Below are 12,510 nucleotides of genomic sequence, written 5' to 3'. Positions count from 1 at the left end.
ATGCAATGCCCCTTTTGTAATGACAGTGATACACGTGTTATTGACTCGCGCTTAGCGGGTGAAGGGGATAGCGTGCGTAGGCGTCGTGAATGCCAAGCATGTAAAGAGCGGTTTACCACCTTTGAGACAGCCGAGCTGAATCTGCCGAGGGTAGTGAAGAGTAATGGTGTTCGCGAGCCCTTTTGGGAAGAAAAGCTTAGTGTCGGGGTATTGCGTGCGTTAGAGAAACGGCCTGTTAGCAGCGAAGATATTGATGCTGCTTTGAGTCGCATCAAAAAAAGCTTGCTGTCACTGGGCGAGCGCGAAGTCCCCTCGATGAAAATTGGTGAGCTGGTGATGGAAGAACTAGGAAACCTAGACCATGTTGCTTATGTTCGTTTCGCGTCTGTGTATAAAAGTTTTGAAGACATCAATGAATTTAGAAAAGTAATTGATGAGCTTGAAAAAGAAGATAAAAGCGAACAGCTGATGTTATCAGCCGTTGTTAGCAAAAAATAATATGATGCTATGACGTTTACGTCTGATGATCAACGCCATATGAACCGAGCGCTAGAACTGGCGGCGCTTGGTAGGTACAGCACAAAACCAAACCCTTGTGTCGGCTGTGTTATTGTTGACGAGGGGCACGTTATTGCTGAAGGTTGGCATAAAAAAGCTGGCGAACCACATGCTGAAGTATATGCGTTACAGAGTGCTGCTGCAGCAGCGAAAGGTGCAACTGCGTATGTGACATTAGAGCCTTGCAGCCACCATGGCAGAACACCACCGTGTGCTGATGGTTTAATTAACGCGGGGGTATCTCGCGTGGTTATTGCTATGCAAGACCCTAATCCTATTGTGTCCGGGCAAGGTGTTGCTAAACTTCAGGCTGCAGGTATTGAGGTGGCTGTTGGCTTGTTTGAAGAGCAAGCAATAGCGCTAAATCAAGCGTTCTATCATAGGATGACTACAGGCCAGCCGTATATTTTTAGTAAAGTGGCAATGAGTCTGGACGGTAAAACAGCGATGGCATCGGGCGAAAGCCAATGGATAACAGGAGCAGCGGCGAGAAAGGATGTACATCAGCTACGTGCTGAAAGTGATATTGTCTTAACAGGGGTAGGAACAATCCTTGCTGATGACCCCCAGTTAACAGCGAGAGATGGTTTGGAGCATATAGCGGTAGAGCAACCGCATCGAGTTATTCTAGATTCGCAGTTAAAAACCCCAGTGAATGCTCGTATTTTTAAGTCGAACGTTAAGGTCACTATTTTAACCTGTAGTAATAATCAAGACGCTATGACGGCTTTGCAGCAAGCTGGCTGTACTGTGCAGGTGATTGCTGCCGATGCTCAGGGACAAGTTGATTTATACGCCGTTCATGAGTGGCTAAGGTCGCAGGATATTAATAGTGTAATGGTTGAAGCCGGTGCATTGTTAAATGGTGCACTGTTGCAAGCAGGTATTATTGATGAGTTAATCATTTATATGGCGCCAAGTGCCTTAGGGTCGGATGCAAGAGGTGCTTTTTCTATGCCTCAAGTATCAACGTTGTCAGATAGAGTTCAACTACACTATGTGGGTATGCATGAGCTTGATAGCGATATTAAATTAACTTATCGGGTTAAAAGGGAAGGCTAAATGTTTACTGGAATTATCGAAGCAGTTGGTGAAATTAAGCGTATTGAACAACAGCAAGGTGATGTGCGCTTGACGGTTGCTACAGCTCATTTAGATTTGAATGATGCACAGCTTGGTGACAGTATTGCTGTTAATGGTGTCTGTTTAACGGCCATTGAATTGGCGGCAGGCCAGTTTGTTGCGGATGTTTCAAATGAAACATTATCGGCAACAACGATGGGGGCACTAACAGTCGGTACGGCGGTTAATTTGGAATGTGCGTTACAAGCACACACTCGCTTAGGTGGGCATATGGTTAGTGGCCACGTTGATGGGGTTGGGCAGGTGCTTGAGCGCAAAACCGATGCACGTTCAGTTCGTTTTCGTTTTAGTATGCCTAAACAATTAGCTCGTTATGTTGCGCAAAAAGGCTCCATTTGTATTGATGGTATTAGCTTAACGGTGAATAGCGTGGATGATTCTTCGTTTTCCGTTAATATTGTGCCGCACACGTTAGAGATGACAACATTAGGCCAGCGAACAATTGGCGATTCAGTGAATCTTGAAGTAGACGTTATTGCGCGTTACATAGAGCGCTTAATGATGGGGGATGCGCAGGACTCGTCATCAGTTGATTATAAAAAATTACTTGAAAGCAGTGGCTTTGTTAAATAATCTGAAAAGAAACTGAGTTGAATCGGCTACAATACGTGCCACTGACCAACTAAAAATACTTATGAATACGACTCAAGAAATTATTGATGACCTAAAGCAAGGCAAAATTGTCATCATAATGGACGATGAAGATCGTGAAAATGAAGGTGACTTGCTAATGATTGCTGAGCATGTGCGCCCGCAAGACATTAACTTTATGGCGAGTTATGGCCGCGGTTTGATTTGCTTAACGTTAACGCGTGAGCGTTGCCAGCAATTAAGGTTGCCGTTAATGGTTAATGATAATCAAGCAGCCTACTCAACCAATTTCACGGTGTCAATTGAAGCGGCCGAAGGCGTAACTACCGGTATTTCAGCGGCTGATCGTGCAAAAACTATTTTAGCCGCGGTTAATCCAACTGCAAAGCCAACCGATGTTGTTCAGCCGGGGCATATTTTCCCGCTGATGGCGCAACCGGGTGGGGTTTTAAATCGTACAGGGCATACTGAAGCTGGCTGTGACCTTGCGCGTCTGGCAGGTGCAGAGCCTGCTGCTGTTATTGTGGAAATATTAAATGATGATGGAACGATGGCAAGACGAGCAGATTTGAGCGTTTTTGCTGAAAAACATGAATTAAAAATGGGGACGATTGCCGACTTAATTCATTACCGTATACAAAATGAAAAAACGATAGAGCTTGTCAGTAGTTGCCATTATCCGACTAAATACGGTGATTTCAGACTTCATGCTTTTCAAGATGAAATAGATAATAAGCTGCATTTGGCCTTAACGTATGGTGATGTCAACACAGATGAGCCAGTAATGGTTCGAATTAATGCAAAAAGCACATTAGCCGACTTATTACACGCGAAAGAGAGTGATCATTACCCCTTGCCAAGTGCGATGCAAAAGATTGTTGCTGAAGGGCGAGGTGCGTTGATTTTAATTCGTAATAAAGAAGATAATCAATCGATTGTTGAGTTTATTCACGAGCAAGAATTAAAAGAAAAAGGGGTGTCTAATTTGGCGCCACAACCCTTGGTTGACTCAAGAGAAGTGGGTGTAGGTTGTCAAATTTTAACAGCGCTCGGTATTAAAAACTTAAAATTGCTTGGTACGCCAACGAAATATTCAGGACTGACTGGTTTTGATATTGAGATTGTTGAGCATGTGCCATTAGATTAAGTTGCTGATAAATGAAGAGTGCAGCAGCTTAAGCGCTTTTCGAACGATACAAATGGTTCTTTAAATTTAAGTTTATACGTACACATAACAAGGGTTTTATATGTCAGATGCAAAGGTAATAGAAGGGAATATGGTCGTGCGTGATGCACGTTTCTGCTTATTGGTGGGGCGTTTTAATAGTTTTATTGTTGACCAACTAGAAGGCGGTGCAATTGATACATTAGTTCGACATGGTGCGGATATTAAAAACATTGATATTGTCAAAGTACCTGGTGCATTTGAAATGCCCTTGGCAGCGCAACGTCTAGCAGCGAAGCAAAATTACGATGCAATCATTGGTTTGGGCGCGGTTATTCGCGGTGGTACGCCACATTTTGAATATGTTTCAGCCGAGGTCACCAAAGGCCTAGCCACTGTGTCATTGCAAGCGAATATCCCTGTTACGTTTGGTGTGTTAACAGTTGACTCTATCGAGCAAGCGATAGAACGTGCGGGCACAAAGGCTGGAAATAAAGGGGCAGAAGCGGCCCTTGCGGCCATTGAAATGGTTAATGTGCTTAAGGTGATAGACGCCGAATGAGTTCACCAAAAAGCAATGCAAGATTAGTCGCGTTACAAGCTTTGTATCAGTGGCAAATTACGGGTCAAAACCTTAATGAAATTTGTAAACAATTTGAAGAAGACTCAGAAACGCCTAAATATCAAACAGCCTATTTTGAGCACCTATTGATCGGTGTCGTTGATAAACTGGGTGAGTTAGACGAAGCAATTAGTGAGTTCACTACGCGAAATTTAGAAAAGATTGATCCCATTGAAAAGGCTGTTTTACGCTTGGGTGCATATGAGCTATTTTACAAGCCAGAAGTACCGTACCGAGTGGCTATTAATGAGTCGATAAACTTGGCGAAAAAATTTGGTTCTGAAAAAAGTCATGCTTATGTAAATAGCATCATGGACAAATTAGCGCAAAAAAGTCGAGCCGTTGAAATAAACGCAAAATCAAAAGGCAAGAAAAAAACCGGTTAACCTTGCAAGATGTCGTCCCCCGAGTTTTCGATTATTGAAGAGTTCTTTGCCTCAAGAGCAGGTGGCCCTAACGAATCCTTAGTGCTAGGTATCGGGGATGATTGCGCTGTAATCGATGTGCCTAGCCATAAACAAATAGCTGTTAGCACGGATACGCTGGTTGAAAATGTACATTTCTTAGCGAATAGTGAACCAGAATTGTTAGGGCATAAAGTGCTGGCTGTTAACCTAAGTGATTTAGCCGCGATGGGGGCATCCCCAGCATGGGCCTCGTTAGCGATTACACTACCAGCAATAGATAAAGCTTGGCTTGCATCGTTTGCAAAAGGTTTTTTTGAATTGGCTGATCGATATTCGTTACAGTTAATAGGCGGTGATACTACTCGAGGCCCCCTTTCTATTACAGTGAATGTGATGGGCCTATTACCTAAACAGCAACGATTGATGCGTTCAGGCGCAAACGTTGGTGATGATATTTATGTGTCCGGTCATATTGGTAGCGCCGGCTTAGGCTTAGAAAAAGCCCGCCAGGGTTATCTCAACATGATGGACTCAGAACTGGGTTCATATTTAAAGCCAAATCCTCAAGTGGCATTAGGGCGCGAGCTGCTCAATGTAGCGACATCTTGTATTGATGTTTCAGATGGCTTGTCTGCAGATTTGAGTCACCTACTTAAAGCAAGCGGTGTTGGGGCAAGCGTATGGGATGAGTGCTTACCTGTGACTGAGTCCGTTCGCCAACATGCAAGTAAGCTGAGTGACGATTTATGGCCTTATTCGACAGGTGATGATTATGAGTTATGCTTTACATTACCCTCGAACCTAAATGCTGATGAATTAAGTAAATTACATAAGTATGACATTACAAAAATTGGTGTTATTGAGAAAGAGGCGGGCTTGAGAGTCGAAGTGAAAAACGGAAAAATATTTACGCTTAATAAGGGGTACGATCATTTTGCGAGCTGATAAAACCCCGTCATTTAAACAATTATTAGCTAACCCTGTGCAAATGTTGGCTTTTGGGTTTGGTTCTGGGTTATCTAAAAAAGCACCCGGCACGATGGGAACATTAGTGGCGATTCCTTTTTATTATGTACTAATCAAGTTTTTTGAAAATGGTTATGCAGCGGCGTTGATATTGGTCGTTGTTTCAGGTGTGTGGATATGTGGTAAGGCGGCGGATGATATTGGTGTGCATGATCATGGTGGTATTGTCTGGGATGAAATTGCTGGTTATTTACTAACAATGTATTGGGTGGCGTTTAGTTGGCAAAACGTAATACTGGGGTTTGTTTTATTTCGTCTATTTGATATTGCGAAACCCTGGCCCATTAATTGGTTAGATACAAAAGTAAAAGGTGGCCTCGGTATTATGGTCGATGATCTATTGGCAGGGCTGATGTCTGCCGGCTGTTTATACGTATTAACAGGCTTGCTTTAAAACGAAGAATTAAAAACAGTAAATAAAACGTTAATAGTGATTGTAAAAGAAAGCTAAATCCAGTATTATTCTTCTCTTAAATGGACGCGGGGTGGAGCAGTTTGGTAGCTCGTCGGGCTCATAACCCGAAGGTCGTAGGTTCAAATCCTGCCCCCGCTACCAATGAATATACGGTACCCCATTTGGGGTATTTTTGTTTGGCCCCTTATGAATCTAAATAAGACTAAAAGATTTAAGGCAAAAATTAAAGTGTTGAATGGGGCTTTGGCCCTTTTTTTGTACGTGATGGATAGAGATGAATCAAGCACCCGCTAAAATATTAGAGTTGATTAGGCCCGCAGTTACTGGGCTTGGTTATGAGTTTGTTGGTGCGGAGTTTACCGGGCAAGGTAAGGCGGCGACTTTATTGGTTTATATCGATTCGGAAAAAGGAATTATGGTGGATGACTGTTCTAAAGTGAGTCATCAAATTAGCGGTATTATGGATGTTGAAGACCCAATAACAGGGCAATACAGGCTTGAAGTTTCATCGCCTGGTTTGGAACGTCCATTGTTTGAGTTGGCTCATTTTGAACGCTTTAAAGGATCAACAGTCAAATTGGAGTTGCGTCAATCAACACTTGAAGGGCAACGTCGGTTTACAGGCGAAATTCTAGAAGTGAAAGGTGAGACAGTGCACTTACATGTTGATGACGAGGAAATAGAAATTCCGTTTTCTCTCATAAAGAAAGCTAGGCTAGTAGTTAATTATTAAAAAATATTTCAGGGTTAAAGATGGCTAATAAAGAAATTTTAATGGTTGTAGACGTTGTTTCTAACGAAAAAGAAATTGATCGTAGTGTTCTTTTTGAAGCAATTGAAGCTGCTTTAGAGATGGCAACGAAAAAACTATACCGTGACGACATTGCAGTGCGTGTAGCTATTGATCGCGTGAGTGGGGATTATGAATCTTTCCGTCAATGGGAGGTTGTTGAAGCTGACCCTGAGTTTGAAAATGGTTTAGAAAACCCAGATGCTCAAATCCTACTGGAAGATGCACAGAAAAAAGACCCAACTTTAGAAGTGGGTAGCTTTATAGAAGAGCCAATTGAGTCGGCTGACTTTGGCCGAATTGGTGCGCAGGCTGCAAAGCAAGTGATTGTTCAAAAAGTTAGAGAAGCTGAACGAAGAAAAGTATACGAACTTTATAAAGATAAAGTGGGCGAGCTGGTCACAGGCGTTATTAAGCGTATTGAGCGTGGTAATGTGTTTGTAGACCTAGAAGGGACAGCGGATGCCATTATTCCACGTGAAGAAATGATTCCAAGGGAGCCCGTTAGAACAGGCGATAGGATTCGTGGTTACTTAAAGTCAGTAGAAGAAGTAACACGTGGTCCGCAGCTGACGGTTTCAAGAAGCGCACCAGAATTACTAACAGCGCTTTTTAAACTAGAAGTGCCTGAAGTAGGAGACGGTTTAATTGAAATTTTGGGGGCTGCGCGTGACCCAGGTTCAAGAGCAAAAATAGCCGTTCGTACACGAGACCAACGTCTAGACCCTGTGGGTGCCTGTGTTGGGATGCGTGGTTCACGAGTTCAAGCAGTATCAAATGAACTGGCAGGTGAACGTGTAGATATTATTCTTTGGGATGAAAACGAAGCGCAGTTCGTGATTAATGCGATGTCGCCAGCTGAAGTGGTTGCGATTGTCGTGGACGAAGATAAGCACAGCATGGATGTGTCAGTTAAAGACGATAGTCTCTCGCAGGCAATTGGTCGAGGTGGACAAAATGTTCGTTTGGCAAGTGAGTTAACTGGCTGGAAGCTTAATGTGATGAGCGAGACGCAAGCAGATGAGCAAAATTCATCAGAAGCAGATGGTTATGCTCAACAATTAATGCTTGATCTTGATGTTGATGAAGATGTTGCACTCATTTTAGTGCAAGAGGGTTACACCTCAATTGAAGAAATAAATTTCGCAGATTTAGATGATCTAACTGATATTGAAGAATTTGATGAAGATATTGCTGAAGAGCTGCAACAACGTGCTAAGGATGCTTACTTAATAAAAGCAATTGCTTCTGAAGAAGTCTTAGAAGAACATGAGCCAGCCAAAGACCTTCTTAATATGGAAGGGATGGATCGTGAGTTAGCCTTTAAATTAGCGAGCAAAGAAATTGTCACAATGGAAGATTTAGCTAATTTAGCAACCGATGAACTACTCGAAATAGCAAGTATTGATGAAGAGCGTGCGACAACATTAATTATGAAAGCACGTGAACCTTGGTTCGCTGAGTAAGCAATAAACTCTCTGGAGAAAGAAGTATGGCAGATATTACAGTTCAACATTTAGCAAAAGTAGTTGGTACCTCCGCTGAAAAGCTAGTGGAGCAACTAAAAGATGCTGGTGTAAAAGGTAAGACAATAACCTCAACGCTTAGTGAAGACGATAAAGTAAAATTACTCACATATCTTCGTGAGAGTCACGGGAAAGCTAAAAAAGACATCTCCGCACCAAAAAAGATGACTCTTAAACGTAAAACTACCGTCACAGAGCTGAAGCAAGCAAAAGGCCGTGGCGCAAGTTCGGTTAGTATCGAGGTTAGAAAAAAGAAAACACTTGGACGCTCCGCTGAAGAAATTGCGACGGGGTTGAGTTCTGATGAACTTGAAGAAGCAAAAAGAGCGGCCCAAGCACATCAAGACTTAGTGCAGGAACAAGGTGCCGCTCGTGAAAAAGAACAAGAAAGAGCGAGCAAAAAACAAGAAGCCTTAGATAAAATTGAAGCTGAAAAACAGGCTAAGTTAGCTGAAGAAAAAGCAATTTTAGAAGCTGAACAAGCTAAAGAAGCTGCAAAAAAAGCAGCGGCTGAAGCAGAAGAGGCGGCTAAGCGTGCTGAGTTAGAAGCAAAGCAAAAACCAGAGCCGCAGCCAGAACCAGAACCAAAAAGTGAGCCAGTTGAGGAGCCTAAGATTAAAATAGCCTCACCTGAGATTATGGCCAGAGTGAAGGCAGAAGCTGACGCTAAAAAAGCAAAAGAACTGGGCCGCAAGACAGACAAGAAGAAGGCGGGCTCTAAGTTCGGTGGAGGCATCTTGCACGTAGACAAGAAACCACGTCGAAATAAAAAGAAAGGTGGCGGTAAGACACGTGATATACGACTAGAATCCGATGGTAAGCACGGCTTTGAAGTACCAACAAAAAGTATTGTTTATAGTGTAGAAATTCCTGAAAGCATTATTGTCTCTGACCTTGCTCAGCGCATGAATGTGAAAGCAGGAGAAGTTATTAAAACATTGATGGGCTTAGGCACTATGGCTACCATCAATCAACCATTAGACCAGGAAACAGCGGTAATTGTCGTTGAAGAAATGGGTCATAAGGTTGTTTTACGCAGCGATGAAGACATCCAAGCTGAGTTATTAGCAGATGTCATAGAAAAAGACGGTAAAGAAGAGCCGCGTGGCCCAGTTGTGACGATTATGGGGCACGTAGATCATGGTAAAACATCGCTATTAGATTATATTCGCGAAAGTCGTGTAGCAGCGGGTGAATCAGGTGGTATTACTCAGCATATTGGTGCTTATCGAGTTAAACAAGGCGATAGCATGGTGACTTTCATTGATACACCTGGGCATGCCGCGTTTACTGCAATGCGTGCACGGGGTGCGCAAATAACCGATTTAGTTATTTTAGTGGTTGCTGCCGATGATGGAGTGATGCCGCAAACAAAAGAAGCCGTTGAGCATGCGCGAGCAGCGGGTGTCCCGATGATTGTTGCTGTTAATAAGATGGACAAAGAAGGGGCGCAGCCTGATCGAGTAAGGAATGAGTTGTCTCAACTTGAGGTGACACCTGAAGATTGGGGTGGTGATACGCAATTTGTTAATATTTCAGCATTAAAAGGCGACGGTGTTGATGAGTTACTTGAAGCAATTGCGCTACAAGCTGAATTATTAGAGTTGTCTGCACCAGTTGATGTGGCGGCTACAGGCGTTGTAATTGAGTCACGACTAGATAAGGGCCGAGGCCCAGTGGCAACTATTCTTGTGCAAAAAGGCACCTTGAATATGGGGGACTATCTAGTTGCCGGTGAGGCGCATGGTCGAGTTAAGGCGATGTTTGATGAACATGCTAAAGCAGTGAAATCAGCAACGCCAGCGGTACCTGTTGAAGTGCTGGGTCTTTCAAGTGCAACTGAAGCTGGCGTTGAAGTATATGCTGCACCAAGCGAGCGAAAAGCACGTGAAATTGCGGAATTCCGCCAAAATAAATCGAAACAAGCAAGGCAAGCAAAACAGCAAGCGGCGAAACTAGAGCAAGCATTCTCACAAATGGAAGATGGGGATAGCGCTACACTTAATGTACTACTTAAAACAGATGTACATGGCAGTTTAGAGGCACTTAAATCATCACTAACAAATCTTTCAACAGATGAAGTGAAGGTTTCAATTGTGGCCGCAGGTGTTGGCGGTATTAATGAAAGTGATGTTAACCTTGCTGCTGCGTCAGATGCGTTAATTATCGGCTTCAATACACGTGCCGATGCAAGTGCAAGGCGTATGATTGAAAACCGAGGTGTATCGGTTCGTTATTATAGTATTATTTATGATGTGATTGATGATGTACGTGATGCATTGTCAGGCCTATTAGCTCCAGACATTAAAGAGCAAATTGTGGGGATTGCAAACGTACGAGACGTATTTAAATCACCTAAATTAGGCGCAATTGCAGGCTGTATGGTGACAGAAGGTTACGTTAAGAGGGATTTACCTATTCGTGTGTTACGTGACAATGTTGTTATCTATGAAGGACAGCTTGAGTCATTAAGGCGCTTTAAAGATGATGTTCAGGAAGTTAAGTCGGGTATGGAATGTGGTATTGGTGTGAAAAACTACAATGACGTACAAGATGGCGATCAAATTGAAGTTTTTGAGCGCATAGAAGTTAAACGCAAATTATAAGCAGTGATTAATGCCTAGAGAGTTTTTACGTTTCCAACGAGTTTCACGTCAACTTCAACGAGAGTTGGCTGAAATTATTCAGCGTGACTTGAGAGACCCTGACGTTGGCTTTGTCACCGTTAGTGATGTTGAAGTCACGAAAGATTTAGCGGTCGCCAAAGTTTTTGTCAGCGTGTTAACAACGCAAGAAGCAGAAGATAAGCAGTCTAGTGTTGCGGCTTTAAATCGTGCGTCAAACTACATCCACGGTATCGTTTCAAAGCGGATGCGCATGCGGATGGTGCCAGAATTACGTTTTTTTCTAGATGAGTCTATCGAACAAGGTATTAAAATGGATGCGCTGCTGAAAGCAACAAACCCAGATAACGAGAAATAACGAGTGTCAGAACGAAAAAAGAAAGGCCGTGATATCAGCGGTATTCTAATTTTAGATAAGCCACTTCATATTTCATCCAGTCGCGCCGTTCAAATTATTAAACGTCTATATGGGGCAAAAAAAGTAGGGCATACCGGCAGTTTAGACCCGCTTGCATCTGGTGTACTTCCGATATGCTTAGGCCATGCAACAAAAGTGTCGCAATATTTATTGGCATCAGATAAAACCTATCAATTTACAATGAGATTGGGGCAAACCACCACTACAGGTGATGTTGAGGGTGAGGTCCTAGCCGAGCGCCCTGTGCCATCTATAAATAAAAATGATCTCAATTTAATCTTGGAAACATTTAGCGGAAAGATTAAACAAATCCCTCCAATGTATTCGGCGCTTAAACATAACGGTCGGCGGTTGTATGACATAGCACGCGCAGGGCAGGTAGTGCCGCGGCCAGCTCGTGAGGTGACGATTAATTCATTGAGCTTGCTGTCACAATCCGAAGAAACCCTAACGTTTGAAGTGTCGTGTACTAAAGGTACGTATGTTCGCACTTTGGCAGAAGATATTGGTAAGCAGTTAGGGTGTGGGGCTCACGTGACCTTTTTAAGGCGCCTTAAAACTGGTCCGTTTGACCTTAATGATGCGGTTACCATAGAGCAATTAGAGGCTGATAAAGGTGATTTGGCTAGTTTAGATTGCCAGTTGAATAGTCTAGATTTGGCGCTTCAACAATACCCTATCATCAACTGTAATGATAAAGCGGTGAGTGATTTATGTTTGGGTCGGCAAATATACGTCGACGGTCTAGAAAATACCCCTATTATTCGTTTAAATGACCCAAAGGGAAATATTTTTGGCCTTGGTAAGTGGAGTGAGGGTAACTATTTGGCGCCTATCAGGATTTTTGCATAATAAGCTTGCTTAAGCATTTGTCTTAAAGCTTGTTAGCATACATTACGAAGAGTACAATGAACTGTTACTTAAGATTAATATAATAGAAAGTGGAGTAAGAAATATGTCGTTCGGTACAGAACAAAAGCAAGAAATTGTTAAAGAATATGCGTTATCAGAAGGTGATACAGGATCTCCAGAGGTTCAAGTTGCTTTGTTAACGGGGAGAATCAATCATTTGACACCGCATTTTTCTGAGAACAAAAAAGATCACCATTCACGTCAAGGTTTATTAAGAATTATTAACCGTCGCCGTAAGTTATTAGACTATTTAAAAGGCAAAGACGTAGAACGTTACCGTGCATTGATTGCGCGTTTAGGATTGAGAAAGTAA

At 42.8% G+C, this 12,510-nt stretch carries 14 protein-coding genes and 1 tRNA gene; all 15 read left to right on the top strand.

The features are described 5' to 3' along the window. Entirely contained in the window at positions 1-498 is a 498-nt protein-coding gene (nrdR, locus tag Q91_RS08055; RefSeq protein ID WP_015006393.1) for a transcriptional regulator NrdR, read from the top strand. Positions 499-507: 9 nt separating this feature from the next. Further along, positions 508-1,620, top strand: a complete 1,113-nt coding sequence (ribD, locus tag Q91_RS08050) for a bifunctional diaminohydroxyphosphoribosylaminopyrimidine deaminase/5-amino-6-(5-phosphoribosylamino)uracil reductase RibD (RefSeq protein WP_015006392.1) — start codon at positions 508-510, stop codon at positions 1,618-1,620. After that, complete coding sequence (locus Q91_RS08045) at positions 1,621-2,274, top strand: riboflavin synthase (RefSeq protein WP_015006391.1); 654 nt, start codon at positions 1,621-1,623, stop codon at positions 2,272-2,274. It begins immediately after the preceding gene. 61 nt (positions 2,275-2,335) lie between these two features. Continuing rightward, on the top strand, positions 2,336-3,439 hold the full coding sequence (gene ribBA, locus Q91_RS08040) for a bifunctional 3,4-dihydroxy-2-butanone-4-phosphate synthase/GTP cyclohydrolase II (RefSeq protein WP_015006390.1): 1,104 nt from the start codon (positions 2,336-2,338) through the stop codon (positions 3,437-3,439). A gap of 100 nt (positions 3,440-3,539) precedes the next feature. Next, positions 3,540-4,019: a 6,7-dimethyl-8-ribityllumazine synthase gene (ribE, locus tag Q91_RS08035; protein WP_015006389.1), complete on the top strand. Its 480-nt coding sequence runs from the start codon at positions 3,540-3,542 to the stop codon at positions 4,017-4,019. Continuing rightward, positions 4,016-4,465, top strand: a complete 450-nt coding sequence (gene nusB / locus Q91_RS08030; protein ID WP_015006388.1) for a transcription antitermination factor NusB — start codon at positions 4,016-4,018, stop codon at positions 4,463-4,465. Before ribE ends, nusB begins: the two co-directional genes overlap by 4 nt. A gap of 9 nt (positions 4,466-4,474) precedes the next feature. After that, positions 4,475-5,431 (top strand): thiamine-phosphate kinase, encoded by a 957-nt coding sequence (gene thiL, locus Q91_RS08025; protein ID WP_015006387.1) that lies wholly within the window; start codon positions 4,475-4,477, stop codon positions 5,429-5,431. After that, complete coding sequence (locus Q91_RS08020) at positions 5,421-5,906, top strand: phosphatidylglycerophosphatase A (protein ID WP_015006386.1); 486 nt, start codon at positions 5,421-5,423, stop codon at positions 5,904-5,906. The genes thiL and Q91_RS08020 overlap by 11 nt, the downstream gene beginning before the upstream one ends. Positions 5,907-5,991: 85 nt before the next feature. Then, positions 5,992-6,068, top strand: a tRNA-Met gene (locus Q91_RS08015). 133 nt (positions 6,069-6,201) lie between these two features. Continuing rightward, positions 6,202-6,660, top strand: coding sequence for a ribosome maturation factor RimP (gene rimP / locus Q91_RS08010; RefSeq protein WP_015006385.1), 459 nt, complete (start codon positions 6,202-6,204; stop codon positions 6,658-6,660). Positions 6,661-6,680: 20 nt separating this feature from the next. After that, positions 6,681-8,183 carry a transcription termination factor NusA gene (nusA, locus tag Q91_RS08005; protein ID WP_015006384.1) on the top strand — a complete coding sequence of 501 codons (1,503 nt, stop codon included), beginning with the start codon at positions 6,681-6,683 and terminating at the stop codon, positions 8,181-8,183. A 26-nt stretch (positions 8,184-8,209) separates the two neighbouring features. Beyond that, a complete protein-coding gene (gene infB / locus Q91_RS08000) occupies positions 8,210-10,849 on the top strand; it encodes a translation initiation factor IF-2 (protein ID WP_015006383.1) in 2,640 nt (879 codons plus the stop codon). 10 nt (positions 10,850-10,859) lie between these two features. Continuing rightward, complete coding sequence (gene rbfA, locus Q91_RS07995; protein WP_015006382.1) at positions 10,860-11,225, top strand: 30S ribosome-binding factor RbfA; 366 nt, start codon at positions 10,860-10,862, stop codon at positions 11,223-11,225. 3 nt (positions 11,226-11,228) lie between these two features. Further along, positions 11,229-12,137, top strand: a complete 909-nt coding sequence (truB, locus tag Q91_RS07990; protein ID WP_015006381.1) for a tRNA pseudouridine(55) synthase TruB — start codon at positions 11,229-11,231, stop codon at positions 12,135-12,137. 103 nt (positions 12,138-12,240) lie between these two features. Next, positions 12,241-12,510: a 30S ribosomal protein S15 gene (gene rpsO, locus Q91_RS07985; protein WP_015006380.1), complete on the top strand. Its 270-nt coding sequence runs from the start codon at positions 12,241-12,243 to the stop codon at positions 12,508-12,510.

The sequence above is a fragment of the Cycloclasticus sp. P1 genome, from assembly GCF_000299965.1.
Taxonomy (GTDB): Bacteria; Pseudomonadota; Gammaproteobacteria; order Methylococcales; family Cycloclasticaceae; genus Cycloclasticus; species Cycloclasticus pugetii.
Note: the sequence above shows the minus strand (reverse complement) of the source record. Positions and strands in the feature narration are given on the sequence as shown.